The following is a 15,330-nucleotide window of genomic DNA, read 5'->3' as shown; positions in this document are numbered from 1 at the left end:
GCCTCGACGCTTTTGGGGCACGGACAATTGGCGCCGCGGTCTCACGCGCCCCGTCCATGCCCCTGTGTTTCATCGGTGTGGCAAGGAAGCGGCGTTTTTATTGCCGAAATTTCCCGGATTTATTGCCTAACTTTCCCGGACTGTCGTCGCGATACGTTCAAACATCCTCTCGATGACGTTTGCAACAGTGCGGCATAAGGACGCGAAAGGTCAGTTCCGGGAATAACCCGGATCGAATTTGGTTTTTTCTCGGAGTGGTGTGGCGAGTCGATGTCATTGGATTCAAGAATATCGTCCATGTCGCAGCCCGGTTGGCAAATTGGATTGGCCTCGGCCGACATTTTACAGCGTCCCACGCGATTGCTGCCGACCTTCCTGCTTGCGGCAGCAGTCACCATCATCTGCTCGATGACACTGCTTGCTTATGCCGTGTCCAACGCCTTGCAGACGAGCTTGACGCTAACGGCTGCCGAAGAAGGCGCATCACTTCTCGATCTTTTTCTGAGTCCGTTGGTGCAGGAGCTCGCAACCGCCAACAAATTGTCGGACGATAGCGTCAAGAAGCTCGACGAGATATTCGAGACAAGGCTTGGCAGACGTTCGAAATCGATCGAGGTCTGGCGGCGCGACGGCACCTTGGCCTACTCCAGCGGCAACAAGCATCGTGTCGGAACGAAGTCCATCCCGACCGAGATGAACGCCGCTCTTCTGGGACAGGCGACGGCAGCCATTCGAGAAATTGCCGATCAAGTATCGCAGCACCCCATGATCGAGGTCTACGCCCCGCTGTACCGGTCGGGAACGAAGGAGATCATCGCGGCAGGCAAGGTCCTCAACGACGGCGAAAGGCTCGCCGGCGAGTTGCGGGACATCCGGATCAAGTCGGTTGCCATCGTTGCCGCCATCGCGGCACCGATGATGTTCGTGCTGTTCCTGCTGGTTAAGCGCGCAGCCAGCACTGTCCGAAGGCACCGCGTCGCCTTGAAGGAAAAAGTGGCGCAAACGGCTGCGCTGGCGCTTCTTAACGACAAACTGCGCCAGGAAGCAGATAACGCGCGGTTGGAGTCGATTCAATCGAACGAGCGCTTCCTGAATCAACTCGGTCAAGACCTTCACGACGGGCCAATCCAGGTCCTGACGGTACTCGGCCTGAAGCTCGGCGAGCTGCTGGAGACAAACGATCCGGAAGCCCCCGACGATGGTAGGCCCTCTGTCGCAGATGTTGACGAACTGCTGAACGGTACGCTGACCGAGTTGCGCGACATCGCGACTGGCCTAGTATTGCCCGAGCTCAGCGATCTCTCAACGACCGAAACCTTGCGCCTCGCCGTTCGACAGCATGAAGGCAGGACCGGTACAACTGTCAAATCGGAGATCGAAAATCTTCCATTATGTCCCGCGCCGCTGCGAGTCTGCCTGTACCGAATCGTCCAGGAGGCGCTGAACAACGCATATCAGCACGCCCGCGGAAACGGACAACGTGTGGCTGTATATATTGAGTATAACTCGCTAACGGTTGTCGTAAGCGACAGTGGAGCAAGAACCACTGCGCCACCGCAGGCGCACAAGCGAGGTCACCATGCAGGGCTGGGATTGAACGGGGTCCGCCGACGCGTCGAAGCGTTCAACGGATCGCTGGATGTGATCTCATTGACAGACGGAACTCGTGTTTCGGTGAAGATACCACTCGCCAGCCTGACGGACTAAGGTAGCGGCGTTGTCGTTTGGCGAACCAATTTGCCGCGGGGCCGACATAACATTAACATCATCCTTCAATCTGCATTTACTTTCGAGATTTCTGTACTAAGAATATGGAATATTGATCGTTACCTAATTTTCGCTGAACTGGATCGCCTGGTTTTGACTGACGTGCGTTTCGGCTTCCAGGCCGGCCGAGCCGCCGGCTTTGTGCGACAAGAAATTTGTAGGAGTAATCATGAGTACGGTCACAATTGCCGTCATCGATGATCATCCGCTGATGATCGAAGCCATTCACGCTCTGCTACGTCGCACCAAGGGTTTCGAGATCGTTGGATCGGGGACAACAGCCTACGATGTTATCGACCTCTGCGAACGGAATCAGCCACAGGTCGCCGTGGTCGATCTCAGCATTCCGGGCGACGTCTACGCCGCGATCGAGAACGCGATAAGGATTTCGCCCACGACGAAAATCGTTGCCTTCACAGCAGCTACCGGCGTCGATTCGGCCATCCGCGCACTGGACGCGGGCGCCAGCGGTTATGTCCTGAAGGGAAGCAACACCGCCGAATTGATACAGGCCATCTGGTCGGTTCAAAGCGGCGAGACATATATAACGCAGAGCTTCGCAAGCAGGGTTATTGCCGGGCTTCGCGACGCTTCGCTGAGGCGCAAGGCCGCGCAGGCTGTGATCCTGAGTATTCGCGAACGGCAAATTGTTCGCCTGCTCATGAATGGCAAGACCAACAAGGAGATCGCAATTGCGATCAAGATCAGCGAGAAGACCGTCAAGCACTACATGACGGCCCTGATGCAGAAGTTGCAGGTTCGCAATCGTCTGGAAGTGGTGATCGCTGCGCAGAAATTCAACGAATCCCGCTCACCGGTCAGTTTGCATTCGTAAGAATCCAGGCATCCACGAGTGCGGCTTTTCGTGCGAAAGGAATGACGCTGCCAGCCCAGGCTGGAGGACGGACGGTATGGTGCGTTCTGCGACAGGCCTCCGGCTGCTTTCAAGTCTTCTTCTCTCTGTCGTTCTTCCGGCTAGCGCGGGCGCAATCGACGAGATCGAGTTGCTCTTCCCCGTCCGATGCGTGCTAGGCTCCACCTGCTTCATCCAGAGCTATGTCGACCATGATGGCACCGACCAGGTTCGGGACTATCAATGCGGCGGTCGAAGTTACGACGCCCACGACGGTACCGATATCAGAATTCCCGATATGGCTGTTCAGCGTCAGGGCGTGGAAGTCCTCGCGACTGCTGCCGGTACGGTCACCGCGATCCGTGACGAGATTGATGACATTTCGGTACGCACGATCGGCAGGACGGCAATCAAAGGCAAGGAATGCGGCAACGGCGTGGTTATCGATCACGCCAATGGATGGAAGACCCAATACTGCCATTTGGCCAGGGGCAGCGTGCGCGTCAGCAGAAACGAGCGCGTCTCGCCAGGGCATCCGATCGGCCTGATCGGTCTCTCCGGCGATACGGAGTTTCCGCACCTTCATCTCACGGTAAGGCATCGGAACAAGATCGTGGACCCGTTCGCTTACGAATCGGAGCCCACGCTCTGCGGGAGCGGGCATTCCATCTGGACCGGATTGACGAGCGACCAGTTGAAATACCGGTCGCGGGAAATCCTCAACGTCGGCTTCACCGATCACTCTCCGACCATGGACCAGATCGAGTCCGGCGAAGTAACGAAATATCCCGTGAGCTTGCAATCCGAGGCGCTTATTGCCTACGTCCGCGTGATCGGCTTGCGGGAAGGCGATCAACAGACCGTCACGGTCCGCGATCCCGACGGCGTCATCCTTTCGGAGTACGAGGCGCCCGCTCTCGACCGCAACAAGGCCCAGTACTTCGTTGCTTCCGGACGAAAACGCAAAGCTGCCGAGTGGACGCCTGGCAGCTACACGGCAGCCTATTCAGTGGCAGGAAGTGACGGAAACGTCCTGCGCAAAACCTTCGAAATTCAGCTTGGTGCCAGATAGCGCTGCTTCGCGCCGGCCGGTTTCACATCAATGATGATGGTGGTGGGCGTGTGGCGTGGACTCGTCCGCACGCCTTGCGTACGTCATTGCCTCGATGTAGGCGATGACGTCGCTCGAATCGAATTCCGACAGTCCCAGATTTGGCATCCGCACTTCCGGATATTTTTGGGCAAGCGCGAGCGCGGCGGGATCTTTGCTGGCTCTCATCTTCTCCGGCTTCATGATATAGGCGGTGAGCCAATCGCGGCTCCTTCGGGTACTGATGCCCTGGAGATCGGGACCCACTCTATTGCCGCGTCCGATGGTATGGCACCCGCCACAGGTTTTCAGGAACAGAGCCTGTCCCGGCAGATTCAACGGGTCGTCCACGAACGTACCCGCATTGGCCTGCTCTGTGGGCCGTAAGGCGGCGCGTTGAACGGGATCCATGGCGCGAACGGCTGACGCCAGCACGTTGATATCGCCAAATGCCGAATTCCTCTCCCACTCGCCGGTCACGTCGTTGAACAAAAGGACTTCGTTACGATGCTCGGTCAGAGCCCTGCTGCGTTCACCAAGCCGATGCCGAATGAGCTCGATGTCTTGCGCCTTGCCGGTAAGGAAGAGCCAGCGCGATCCTATGCCGAAGGCCTTGCTGTACTCCTTCAGCTTGTCGGGCGTATCATTCAGCGGATCGATGCTGATCGATACAAAGAAGTAATCCCGCCCCGCGCTGTCGCCGAGGTTGTCCTCAAGCTGGGACAGCCTCGCCGTCACGACCGGGCAGATGTCGCGACAGCTGGTGTAAATGAAGCTGATGATGCTGATCCTGCCCTTCATCACGTCATCATAAAACAGCAACGTACGCCCATCCTGCGTGACCACCGGGACGTTGGGGATGTAACCCTCCTTCCAGCGCGTTTCTGCGGCCTGCGTTATCCCGGTGAAGACAAACATGACGAGCGCAGCAAGCCAGCTGCTTGCCGCCGCTCTCCTCCAGAAATGCGCGAGTGACGCCACGTTGATGCGCATGTTCGCCCCCTAAGTCTTCGAAACAGGACCCGTGAAGAAGCGGCTGTTGACCGGATCCGCCTCCGGCAAGACTTCGGGCTGCTTCCAGGTCACGCCGCTCGCGGACGGAAGCGGCGTCATCGTCGGCTGGTAGTGCGGCTTTGACCCAGTCTTGGCAAAATCAGGATCGCCAGGCGGCGGCGACAGCAGCTGGTATCGCAACAGCATGGCGAAGTCTTCGTGAACCGTGTTGTGACAATGGTTGACATAGGCACCGCCAAATTCGCCAAACCGAACCTGGAACTTGACCCGGCCGTCCGGCCTCAACCGCCAGACATCCTTCCTCACCAGCAGTTCAGTTGCGGGGATCGTGCCCACACCGCGATTGATAGTGACGCCCTCTTCGAAATGGAGGTGGATTGGATGATCCCATCCGCCCCCGCCGTTGATGAGGGTCCAATGCTCGACTTCACCGGGCTTGGGAATGAGGGCCGAGATCCGGTTTGCATTCAGCGTGTGCGCCGCCTGCCCGTTCACGCGGATCGACCATGGGAATATCTGAGTGTCGCCGCAGTCCGGGATGCATTGTTTTTCTGGATTGTTGCGCGAGTCTCCATCGCCGAACCGCCCGAACTCGATCACCCTTTCCCGAACCGGCGCGACCACTGGAATTTGCGTTGTCAGCGTCCGCCGACCCGACTTCCAATCCGGATCGCTCAGGTCGACGCTGGGATCCGGACTTTCCGCCGTATAGGTCGTGCTCGGATCGTCAACGCTCTTCAGCGAGTAAACGACACGGAATTCAAGGATGGGGCCGACGCACGGATCTTCCTCTCCCTTGAAGGCCTTCTTCAGCGAGACAGCACCATCCGGCTTGCGTCCATCCGACTGCTTCAGGAGGTTGAGGAGGTACAGGCTGTCGCCGGGCCGGAACGCGGAAAAATCGATGACGATATCGTAGCGCTCCGCGACGCCCTGCTCGTCAAGCTGAGTGAGTTGGATCGGGCTCACGACAAAATTTCCGTCATTGGCGATAAAATAGAAGGGGACCGGCGTTTCCGGCGCAAACCTCAGGCTCTTGTTCACGGCCAGCGCCAGCTTGATGAAACGCGACATCGCGGCGTTCAGGATGCGGAAGCGATACCGGCGGGGAAGGACTTCGAAATACGGATAATAGGACCCGTTGACCAGAAGCATGTCGCCGACGAATCCGTCGGTGTCGAAAATATCGAAGAACAGCTGGCCATCCTTGTCCATGGCGGGGTTGGTGATCGCCAGATTGACGTCGAAATCGATATTGCCCCAGGCGAGTCGATTGCCGCTTGGCAGTCGCAGATTGATGTTGTTTCGGTCGGCCCTATCGCTGCCGCGGTCGGGACCGCTGTAGAAGTTGCAACTCGCAAACATTCCCTTATGGACATTCTCAGCAGTGAAGAAGAACCGGTGGTCATGCAGCCACAGCGTCCCCTGTAGTTCGCGAAAATCTCCGGCGACCGGAACAACACCGTCTCCATCGTCGGGACCTGAGGCCTTGCGCAGGTGATTCTGATCGCTGGTCAGCCAGACGCTCGGCATGTCGCGTCGCGCCAGCGCCGTGCTCCAGTGATAATCGTAGAACGTCCCGGGAAAATGGTAAGCGTTACAGGCGCCGTCGCTCTCGGCGCCATTGTGCGCATTGTGGAAATGGATCGAGATTTCGTTGCGCCCAAAGCCGCCGTTGAGGGCGCGATCGACCGGCAGATCGTTATAGATTCGCGTCAGTACGGGCTCGCCGTAGCGGGCCTTGATCAGGCACGGCGCGCCATAGCCCGTCCTTCGCCCCTCCCGCGCGCCCTGCATTCCGGGCGGTCGCGGTCCGAACGACCACACGGCGTTCGGATTCTGGTCAGGCATCTCGTCACAGAACTTCGTCGCCGAGCGGCATTGGCCCATCGACATCAGATAGCCGACTTTCGGATAGAACTCCTCCCAGCGCTGGTGCGCGAATAGCGGCCCCGGCGGACGCCCTTCCATCGGCCCGATATAGGTGACCGGATTGCGATAGCCGGCGCGTCCCGAATTGTCGTAGTCGGTGTGGTACGAGAAATTCCTGGCGGCAGGCTCGTTCACCCCAGGAGCGACTTGCCACGCCGCGTCGCCATTGGTCTGGCGCAACAGTGGAATTGGCTTCTGCAATTCCTGGCGCGGCATCCGGTGGGTGAATTTCTTTGCGCCGAACAGAGGACTTGGCGGCGTGCCTGTCGGCACCTGCGCATATGCACTTGTTGCGAATGGACTCAATCCGTTCTTCGCCAGGATTGCGCCTGTTGCCGTCAGAAGGCCCCATCGAAACAGATCGCGCTTCGAAATAGTGCCCTGCGAAAGGGCGCTGACAATCTCGAGGCGGTTCGCGCGCGCGTCCTCAGCCTCTTTCAAGCGGCGCTTTGACTCGTTTTTGGAGAGATACATGTCTAGCCCCTGCACAATCACGATCCAGCCAAGCCGAACCTGCGCCGGGGAATGACATGGAACAAGGTACATAGGTCTCATGCGCGCTGGCCTAGGTCCGGTGAAGTTTCAGACCAAAGTCTCAGATCGCGCGTAGTTGCCCGTTCACATCGCAAGAGCATTCCTGACAGCGATGATGGTCCCTCGGCACAATCCATGACGCCCGACACGGCTGACTGGGGGGGTCCTCACCAGCCTTGGGATGAAGCGAAGCTGCGCGCTATCGCGAAAGACATCATCAAGGGCGGCACGACTGCGAGGATTGGTTGGCTAAGCTTCAGGGCAGCTCGAGCTCGTCGCGTGCAATCAGGTCGCCGGCGGTCCAGAACTCTACGGCATCTTGCTCGGGGCGATCGGCCTGGGGCTGTCGTCGGTGCGTTCATGCTGCCCTGGATGAGGGCGAACTTCGGACCCGACGCGCTTGCCCGGGATCGGACTTGCGGTGTGCCTGATCGCCGGCATCTCGTGGATCGCCGTCCTCGCGACGGTCAACGTCTCCGTTCAGGTCCCGTTGCGGGATTGGGTGCGCGGTCGGGGCGCTGCGACATAGCTATGCAGCGTGGCGTGCCACTCTGGGCTGGGAGGCGGCAGGGTTCCTGGGCATGTCTCCCGAGGTCCTGCAGGACACTTATGGCCACCACCACCCTGACTTTTTGCAGGGGGCAGCTACGGCGATTGGTAAAAAGGGCCGGTATGTTTCGGGGGTTGAAACGGTGGTTGACTCGGGAACGACCAACGATCAGAAGGAAAAACCTAATGATTTCTGGTCGGAGTGGCAGGATTCGAACCTGCGACCCCTGCGTCCCGAACGCAGTGAGCATCTTCTAAGTTGTTGATTTTTCTCGCTGTGACGGGCACTTCCGTCCCGTTTTGTTCACGCTCGTTTCACCCAATTCGTTGCGATTTCATTGCGGCGTTCTGGAGCGAGAACGGTGAACAACGCCGCGCTTCCTCGGAGCCCAACAGCTTATCTCGCTGGATGCACGCATACCTCCGCCTAACGGGTCGATAGGGCTAGTCTCGCTACCTGGTCCTGAAAGCCATCGAACGATGCGCTGCCCACCAGCGTCGCGCCATGCCTCGCTAGCGAGCGGTTACGACAGAGCAGCAGATTAAGAGATAGCAGCGAGTAGAGAACAATCAATGACTTACTGGTCGCACCGCTGGGCTTATCTGGCAGAAACTGGGCATTCGTCGCACGATCATTGTCATTGCACTACCGCACTGGCTTCACGTTCATCCGGCGGTTACAAGTGGCCCAGAGACGTCTCCTTTTAGACCTCAATGCCGATCAATACTTCAATCCCCTTGGAAATGTATCCGACGGGTCAAGCGTGAATTCAGCCCCACCGATGATCCAGGCGCGCCCCGTGATCTGTGGGACAACCGCGGGAATGCCGTCGACATCAGTGCAGCTGACCAACCGCCCTTCAAAGCGTGTGCCGAACATCGACTCGCAAACGAGCGGTTGGTTCAGTCCGATTTCACCACGGGAGTGAGCCAGGGCCATTCGCACTGAGGTCCCCGTACCGCAAGGCGAGCGGTCAAAATAGCGCGGCTCTTTGACCATGAGGTTGCGCGCCGGAGCGCCTTGTTCCGGCTCTTCCGTAAAGAGCGACGAACTAAGCCGACCGAGATCGACTCCTGTTGGTTGCCTGTATCGAACTTGCTCGCGCGTTGCTTTGACAACTTCCAGTCCTAGGTCAACAAGCGTGTGAAGATCCTCCTGACGAACCCGCAACCCTAGCTGCTTGACATCAATCATCGCGTACACGTTCCCGCCGTAGGCCACATCGACCACAATTTTATCAAAACCGGGCACCTCGATACGAGCATTTGGCGCAAGAACGTAGGAGGGCACGTTCGTGAAAGTTACGTTGACAGCCTTTCGAGACTCCACCCGGACGCTTGTGACAATCAAGCCGGCAGCCGTATCTAGTCGAACTTCGGTAACCGGCTCTTTGACCTGAACCAGTCCACGCTCGACAAGCATCGTGACAAGGCCAATCGTTCCGTGCCCACACATCGGCCAGAAGCCACCCCCGCTCATGTAGATCACACCCCAATCGGAGTCAGGGAGCACGGGTGGCGTGAGGATAGCGAACATCATGGGCCCGTGGCCCCTGGGTTCGTTGACGAGTAGATCTCGTACCCACTCCAGATTCGTCCTGGCCCACGCCAGCCGTTCGTGCATCGAGTTGCCACGAATGGGCGGCAACCCCTCGACGATGACGCGCAGCGGCATCCCCTCCGCATGCGTGTCGACAGTCCGAATGAGCACCGGTGCATTCATTGCGACTTCTCCAGGGTCTATTGATTAAGCATTCAGCGTGGGAGCGCATCGATGGACATTAGAAACCACGCCGAAATTGCACAAGGGAACGCTTTTTGAGAGTGATTCAACCAAAAGGAATGAAAGGGAAACCTGGCCAAGCTCGCGCGTCTTTGCCTTCGCTCTAGCGAAAGTGCCCTTTCCGCGCTCGGCCTGCCCCGCTGGATTCTCTCTTGTCCGAAGAGGCACACTATCGGCCCACCCCACCGATCCAGGTGGCTACCGGAGATTTATCTAGCCAGTTCGTCGACGACTTGCATGGTCGCCGCATAAGCAATTTCCACGATCTCATCGATCTCAGATTCAGAAACGACCAGAGGCGGCGCGAACCCGAGAATATCGCCATGTGGCATTCCCCTCGCAATAAGACCGCGATCACGGGCAGCTTTAACGATCCTGGCGGCGACCTTAAGATTAGGATCAAATCGGCGTTTGGTTGTGCGATCGGCCACAAACTCAACCGCACCGAGCAGACCTACACCTCGCACATCGCCGACCACTTCCATTTGGGCAAAGCGCTCTTTGAGCCGCCTTTGAAAATGCGCACCCACGATGCGGGCTCTATCGCTAAGCCTTTCTTTTTCGAAGATATCGAGAACGGCGTTGGCTGCTGCAACCGAAATTGGATGACCGGAATAAGTATACCCATGCGAGAATACACCGACCCGATCTGCCGCCTCCTCCATGACATCGTAGATCTTCTTGTTAATGATGGCGCCTGAAAGAGGAGCATATCCGGATGTCAGCCCTTTCGCGATTGTAGTGAGATCAGGTTCTATATCGTACAGCAAGCTGCCGAAGTTTGCCCCGGTTCGTCCAAACCCGCAGATCACTTCGTCGGCGATCAGAAGGACATCATATCGCCGAAGCACGGCCTGCACTTCGCGCCAGTATCCCCGAGGGGGCGGCACGATTCCTCCCGTTCCCAGTACCGGCTCAGCAATAAAGGCACCAACCGTTTCCGCTCCCTCTCTCACGATGAGCCCCTCGAGCTCGGCCGCGCGACGACGGGAAAATTCCTCCTCCGTCTCACCTGGTTCGGACTCCCGGTAGAAGTGGGGCGCTCCGGTGTGCAGTACGCCGGGGACTGGAAGGTCCATGTTATCGTGGAAGAAAGATAGTCCCGTCATGGAGCTCGAGAACACGGAACAGCCGTGGTAGCCAAGCCTGCGAGAAATGATTTTTCTCTTTCGAGGCTGCCCACGAAGATGGTTGTAGTACCAAGCGAGCTTTACTTGTGTCTCATTCGCATCTGATCCGGACAACCCGAAGAACACCTTGCTAGGGGTACCTGGCGCCATTCGGATCACGCGATCAGACAGAATGGCCAGCTGTTCGGTCGTATGAGCTGCATAGTTGTGGTAGTATGCGAGATTGTAGGCTTGCCGCGCGATTGCTGCGGCAACATCGGTTCGGCCATATCCGACGTTGACGCAGTAGAGGCCGGCAAATCCATCGATGTAACTACGACCTTCCGCATCCTCGATACGAATTCCCTTTCCGCCAGTAACTATCGTCGGTCCAACCTTCCCGAGGGCGAACTCCTTAAGATTAGTCAATGGGTGGAGAGTACAAGCGCGGTCGAGTTTTGCGATGGCCTCGATATCGATCATCCTTGCTTCTCCTGAGCTCTCAAATCCGCGCGCAAATGCGACCAGCGCGACACCCCTCAACCCAACATTCGTCCCCTCGCGCTTTCCTTCCCTGGCGAAAAATGGCGGGGTCTCTCACGAGACCCCGCTAAGTTATGGGAGGAAACGCCCTAGAGAGGCGCATTGCCGTCTTTTGTCGCCTAACGGCGGCTCCGCAAACGGCAGCGGATCACCAGCAACTTTCGAATTCGAGCACAACCAGCGTCGCGGCCGGTCAGAATTGCCTTCGAACCTTTCACAGCGATCTGAAATGGAACGTGCCGCCACCGCCAGACACCATCCCAATGCCGGGAAAGTCCAGATGAGCGCCCGCGACAGCCACGTTTGCCTGTGCGGCGCGATGAAGCGATTTCTGCCGGGTGGCACGGGCCTCACTCTGATCCGCATCGAACTCCCAGCTCAGCTCGGGCCTGGCAAATTGGATCGAGGGCACGTGGACGATATCTCCCCAAACCAACAACGTTTCGCCGTTGCTCGAAACCTCGAACCCTGTGTGACCGACCTCGTGCCCATGAGCTTGCATGGACGTGATGCAGTCGCTCAGCTTGCACCCGTCATTCAATGGTAAACGGCGCGGCCGGAATCGAGCCAGCCTTTCGGTTCTGTCGAACATCGAGAGTTCCTCACGGGGGACAAATAGTCGACGAAGATTGGGAAATGCGTCGGCCCCGTCGGCGGCCACAAGCCCATTTGCATGATCGGAATGCGTGTGCGTCAAAGCGACCGTATCAATCGCCCCGCGGACCACGCCTGCCTCGCTCAGAGCACTCAACAGGAGGCCCATCGTTGGCTCCCACGAGTTTGATGCTCCGGTGTCGATGAGCGTGTGCTGATCACCGTCAATGATGAGAAAGGCATTGACCGACAAACGAAGCCGACCTTCGACCAAGTCGACCTGCTGCGGAAGCTCGGCCCCAAATGGCCGCCCGTCCGTCTGACGCAATCTGCTGGGCGGCATGTCAACGTAACCGTCACGCAGAGCAACGACGCGGAGCTCGCCCATCGCGTACTCGACGTGATTGATCCCAGAACTAACCCTTTTCATGATGGCGCGCTCCAATCAGCAGCTTGCAAGTTGTAACGATATGACCTTGTCTTGGGCTGTGACCGGGTGGTCTCGTGGATGACGCTTTCTGATCCGCCTCAACTGCCTTCTCATCCGAGCAATCCTCGTCGAGTATGGCAGCGGCTACTCCGGCCCAATAGTATGCGTACGCGCTCGCGGCGTTCTCTTAATCAGAACACCCGCTCCTTACGCTCCAGCGGCTCGCAACGTCATGTGGCAATGTGAACGATCGCCTCGATCTCGACGGTCATACCGTTTGGAAGCGAAGATACCCCAACTGCCGCACGAGCGTGACGACCTGCGTCGCCGAGGACCTCGACCAACAGATCCGAGCAACCGTCAATAATTTTCGGGTGCTTCGTAAACGTCGGTTCGGCGTTGACCATGCCGATCACTCTCGCGACCGCCACGATCCGGCTAAGCTCGCCAACCGCACTCTTCAAGGTCGCGAGCATGTTTAGGCCAGTCAGCTGTGCATCGGCATAGGCCCGTGGAATATCCGCCTCCGAGGTGACCTTCCCAAGGCGATACGTGTTGTCTGCCAGTCGAGGCCCATGACCGGCCAAGAACAAGACTTCTCCAACTCGGCGATAGGAAACGTAGTTGCCTCTCGGCGGCAACGCCGCTGGCAACGTCAATCCCATGGCCACGATCTTCTCTTCTGGTGACATTATTCAATCTCGCTTGCTTAGCTGGACGCGCGTCCGCGCCTGGACGGCCCCTCAGCACGTGAGGCCGTCAGCCATGGCGCACTTTGTGATACGGCTCGGAACGCAGTGTCTGCACTACTGAAAAGCCTTGTCATTCGGCTTCTCAAATGCCTCGCGAAGCTGCTCGGACATCGGGAAGTTCAAGTTGATACCCTTGGGCGGAATCGGAGACATGAACCATTTCTTGTAGAGCTCGCTCGCCCCGCCGGACTTCATGAACGCGACGAGCGTTTCGTCGACAAGCGCCTTGAAATCCGGATCATCCTTGCGCAGGACGAGCGCATAGGCTTCGAATGATTGGGGTTGTCCGACGATCTCGTAGTCCTTGGCATCCGACGATTTTGCCATCTGGCCGTAAAGGAGCGCGTCATCCATGAAGAGAGCGGCCGCGCGACCGGTCTGCAACGTCAGGAACGATTCAGCATGATCCTTCGCGCTGATGATGTTCATCTTCAGATTATTCTTGTTATTGACCTCACGAAGGATCTGCTCCGGGGTCGTGCCCGCTATGGTGACGACGTTCTTCCCGGCAACATCGGCAAACTCCTTGATGCCGGCGCTCTTCTTCACGAGCATCCGTGTACCGATGACGAATGTCGTATCGGAGAAAGCGACTTGCTTCTGCCGGGTCGTATTGTTGGTCGTTGAGCCGCACTCCAGGTCAATCGTGCCGTTGATGATCAGCGGGATGCGGCTCAAAGGCGTGGTGGTCACCTCCTTCACCGCAAGATCCGGCAGGTTCAGTTTCTGTTTGAGCGCCGTGACGACAAGTCCGCAAAGTTCTCTGGAATAGCCGATCACCTGTTGGTCATTGTCAAGATAAGAGAACGGGACGGCAGAGTCCCGAACCCCGAGCGTGATGACGCCGTTTGCCTTGACCTTTGCCAAAGTGCCGCCTTCCTGACCAAACGCAGGCGAGCCGACTAACAGGGCACCGAGCATCAGAGAATTAGCCCATTTTGACATATCGTCCTCCTCTTTGAAGAAACTGCACGCCGGCGGACGCAAGCAGCGAAATGACGAGATACACGCTGCCTGCAAAAAGGATCATTTCGACCGTGTTCCCGTCACGATCGGCGATGTTCTTCGCAGACCGGAAGAAATCGGCGAGGCCGATGACGTAGACGAGGGACGTGTCCTGGAAGAGGACGATGCCCTGCGTCAGGAGTGCGGGAACCGTGGCGCGCAAGGCCTGGGGAAGCACGATCAGCCGCATCGCCATCAGATACGGCATACCCAATGCGTTGGCCGCGCTCAGCTGGCCCCGCGACACGGCCTGAATCCCAGCGCGGATGATCTCGGAGTAATAGGCAGCCTCGAAAAGGGAAAATGCCACCATCGCCGAGACCAAACGAATGTCGGTGCGCGGCGACACGCCAAACAGGTTCTGGATGAGCTGTGGCACCATCAGGAAGAACCAGAGCAACACCATGATCAAGGGAATGGAACGGAGAAGCATCACGTACCCTTGCGCGAACAGCGCAAAGGGTCTGAAAGAAGACAGGCGCATGACGGCGAGAATCGCGCCCCAGACGATACCGAAGACAACCGCTATCGCGGTGATCTTGAGGCTCGTGACCATGCCTGCCGCAAGAGAGGGGAGTGAGTTCGTGATATCCGACAACAAGTCGATAGCGGTCATGACTTGCCCCCGATATAGCCAGGCAAACGTACTGACACTTCGACCTGACGCATGATCAAAACGACGATCACGTTGATCAAGATGTACACTGCCGTGGCCACCGCGAAAGACTCGTAAGGGTGAGCCGTGTAATCAACAAGCTGCTGCGCTTGAGCGGACAGCTCCAATAGACCGATCGTCGAGGCCACGGCCGAATTCTTGAATACGTTGATCATTTCGGAGGTCAGCGGGGGAATTGCGACACGGAAAGCGACGGGAAGCAGAACGTACCGGTAGGCTTGAGGCAGCGTCAGCCCCAATGCGAGAGCCGCGGATCGTTGTCCCTTGGGCAGCGTCTCGATGCCGGAGCGGATCAGTTCACACACGCGTGCGCCCATATACAGGCCCAGGCACAGCACGGCGGATGTCATCATCTGGGTTGAAGCGGGAAGCTGCTTGAACCACATCCCCATACCGGATGGCAGCAGTTCGGGGAGCACGAAGTACCAGGCGAACAGCTGAACGATCACCGGGATGTTTCGGAATATGCCGACATAGGTCGTTCCCAATGCCGCAAGCCACCGGTTCGGGGTCGTGCGGAGCACCCCCATCACCACACCGACCGCGAATGCGATCAGGCTTGCTGACAGCGCCAGGACGACCGTGTTGTACAATCCGGCAAGCAGCCACCCCAGATAATTCGTGGGCTCTCCGGTCGATACGGGCTGCAGAAACACGCCCCAGTCCCAGGAATAATTCTTGAACATACGTTGTCTGTCC

General features: G+C 57.9%; 13 protein-coding genes. 4 read left to right on the top strand and 9 right to left on the bottom strand.

Going from position 1 to position 15,330, the window contains the following annotated elements; genetic code table 11:
- Positions 1-297: 297 nt before the first annotated feature.
- The 3 genes from OC450_RS05895 (at position 298) to OC450_RS05885 (ending at position 3,692) form a co-directional block, all read left to right on the top strand.
- Positions 298-1,707 (top strand): sensor histidine kinase, encoded by a 1,410-nt coding sequence (locus tag OC450_RS05895; protein ID WP_211386736.1) that lies wholly within the window; start codon positions 298-300, stop codon positions 1,705-1,707.
- Between the two features lie 229 nt (positions 1,708-1,936).
- Entirely contained in the window at positions 1,937-2,602 is a 666-nt protein-coding gene (locus OC450_RS05890; RefSeq protein ID WP_211386737.1) for a LuxR C-terminal-related transcriptional regulator, read from the top strand.
- A 76-nt stretch (positions 2,603-2,678) separates the two neighbouring features.
- Positions 2,679-3,692 (top strand): M23 family metallopeptidase, encoded by a 1,014-nt coding sequence (locus OC450_RS05885; RefSeq protein ID WP_262047450.1) that lies wholly within the window; start codon positions 2,679-2,681, stop codon positions 3,690-3,692.
- A 27-nt stretch (positions 3,693-3,719) separates the two neighbouring features.
- Here OC450_RS05885 and OC450_RS05880 read toward each other — a convergent pair whose 3' ends face one another.
- Entirely contained in the window at positions 3,720-4,703 is a 984-nt protein-coding gene (locus tag OC450_RS05880) for an SCO family protein (protein ID WP_211386739.1), read from the bottom strand.
- A 9-nt stretch (positions 4,704-4,712) separates the two neighbouring features.
- Entirely contained in the window at positions 4,713-7,130 is a 2,418-nt protein-coding gene (locus tag OC450_RS05875; RefSeq protein ID WP_211386740.1) for a multicopper oxidase domain-containing protein, read from the bottom strand.
- Positions 7,131-7,771: 641 nt separating this feature from the next.
- Between OC450_RS05875 and OC450_RS05870 the strand changes: the two genes are divergently transcribed.
- A complete protein-coding gene (locus OC450_RS05870) occupies positions 7,772-8,005 on the top strand; it encodes a hypothetical protein (RefSeq protein ID WP_315986375.1) in 234 nt (77 codons plus the stop codon).
- 455 nt (positions 8,006-8,460) lie between these two features.
- Here the strand turns inward: OC450_RS05870 and OC450_RS05865 are convergent, their stop codons facing one another.
- The 7 genes from OC450_RS05865 to OC450_RS05835 form a co-directional block, all read right to left on the bottom strand.
- Positions 8,461-9,462: a proline racemase family protein gene (locus tag OC450_RS05865; RefSeq protein ID WP_262047449.1), complete on the bottom strand. Its 1,002-nt coding sequence runs from the start codon at positions 9,460-9,462 to the stop codon at positions 8,461-8,463.
- A gap of 269 nt (positions 9,463-9,731) precedes the next feature.
- On the bottom strand, positions 9,732-11,114 hold the full coding sequence (locus tag OC450_RS05860; RefSeq protein WP_262047448.1) for an aminotransferase: 1,383 nt from the start codon (positions 11,112-11,114) through the stop codon (positions 9,732-9,734).
- Between the two features lie 274 nt (positions 11,115-11,388).
- A complete protein-coding gene (locus OC450_RS05855) occupies positions 11,389-12,198 on the bottom strand; it encodes an MBL fold metallo-hydrolase (RefSeq protein ID WP_262047447.1) in 810 nt (269 codons plus the stop codon).
- A gap of 230 nt (positions 12,199-12,428) precedes the next feature.
- Positions 12,429-12,890 carry a RidA family protein gene (locus tag OC450_RS05850; protein ID WP_262047446.1) on the bottom strand — a complete coding sequence of 154 codons (462 nt, stop codon included), beginning with the start codon at positions 12,888-12,890 and terminating at the stop codon, positions 12,429-12,431.
- Between the two features lie 114 nt (positions 12,891-13,004).
- Complete coding sequence (locus OC450_RS05845) at positions 13,005-13,895, bottom strand: transporter substrate-binding domain-containing protein (RefSeq protein WP_262047445.1); 891 nt, start codon at positions 13,893-13,895, stop codon at positions 13,005-13,007.
- Complete coding sequence (gene gltK, locus OC450_RS05840; protein ID WP_262047444.1) at positions 13,879-14,571, bottom strand: glutamate/aspartate ABC transporter permease GltK; 693 nt, start codon at positions 14,569-14,571, stop codon at positions 13,879-13,881. Before gltK ends, OC450_RS05845 begins: the two co-directional genes overlap by 17 nt.
- Positions 14,568-15,317, bottom strand: a complete 750-nt coding sequence (locus tag OC450_RS05835) for an amino acid ABC transporter permease (protein WP_262047443.1) — start codon at positions 15,315-15,317, stop codon at positions 14,568-14,570. The genes gltK and OC450_RS05835 overlap by 4 nt, the downstream gene beginning before the upstream one ends.
- Positions 15,318-15,330: the final 13 nt, after the last annotated feature.

The sequence above is a fragment of the Bradyrhizobium sp. Bra78 genome (genome assembly GCF_024519855.1).
In the GTDB taxonomy this organism is placed as follows: Bacteria; Pseudomonadota; Alphaproteobacteria; order Rhizobiales; family Xanthobacteraceae; genus Bradyrhizobium; species Bradyrhizobium japonicum_G.
Note: the sequence above shows the minus strand (reverse complement) of the source record. Positions and strands in the feature narration are given on the sequence as shown.

Excerpts from the sequence above, each read along its gene's own strand:
- OC450_RS05895 (WP_211386736.1), top strand. The coding sequence starts at position 298 with ATGTCGCAGCCCGGTTGGCAAATTGGATTGGCCTCGGCCGACATTTTA.
- OC450_RS05890 (WP_211386737.1), top strand. The coding sequence starts at position 1,937 with ATGAGTACGGTCACAATTGCCGTCATCGATGATCATCCGCTGATGATC.
- OC450_RS05885 (WP_262047450.1), top strand. The coding sequence starts at position 2,679 with ATGGTGCGTTCTGCGACAGGCCTCCGGCTGCTTTCAAGTCTTCTTCTC.
- OC450_RS05880 (WP_211386739.1), bottom strand. The coding sequence starts at position 4,703 with ATGCGCATCAACGTGGCGTCACTCGCGCATTTCTGGAGGAGAGCGGCG.
- OC450_RS05875 (WP_211386740.1), bottom strand. The coding sequence starts at position 7,130 with ATGTATCTCTCCAAAAACGAGTCAAAGCGCCGCTTGAAAGAGGCTGAG.
- OC450_RS05870 (WP_315986375.1), top strand. The coding sequence starts at position 7,772 with ATGTCTCCCGAGGTCCTGCAGGACACTTATGGCCACCACCACCCTGAC.
- OC450_RS05865 (WP_262047449.1), bottom strand. The coding sequence starts at position 9,462 with ATGAATGCACCGGTGCTCATTCGGACTGTCGACACGCATGCGGAGGGG.
- OC450_RS05860 (WP_262047448.1), bottom strand. The coding sequence starts at position 11,114 with ATGATCGATATCGAGGCCATCGCAAAACTCGACCGCGCTTGTACTCTC.
- OC450_RS05855 (WP_262047447.1), bottom strand. The coding sequence starts at position 12,198 with ATGAAAAGGGTTAGTTCTGGGATCAATCACGTCGAGTACGCGATGGGC.
- OC450_RS05850 (WP_262047446.1), bottom strand. The coding sequence starts at position 12,890 with ATGTCACCAGAAGAGAAGATCGTGGCCATGGGATTGACGTTGCCAGCG.
- OC450_RS05845 (WP_262047445.1), bottom strand. The coding sequence starts at position 13,895 with ATGTCAAAATGGGCTAATTCTCTGATGCTCGGTGCCCTGTTAGTCGGC.
- gltK (WP_262047444.1), bottom strand. The coding sequence starts at position 14,571 with ATGACCGCTATCGACTTGTTGTCGGATATCACGAACTCACTCCCCTCT.
- OC450_RS05835 (WP_262047443.1), bottom strand. The coding sequence starts at position 15,317 with ATGTTCAAGAATTATTCCTGGGACTGGGGCGTGTTTCTGCAGCCCGTA.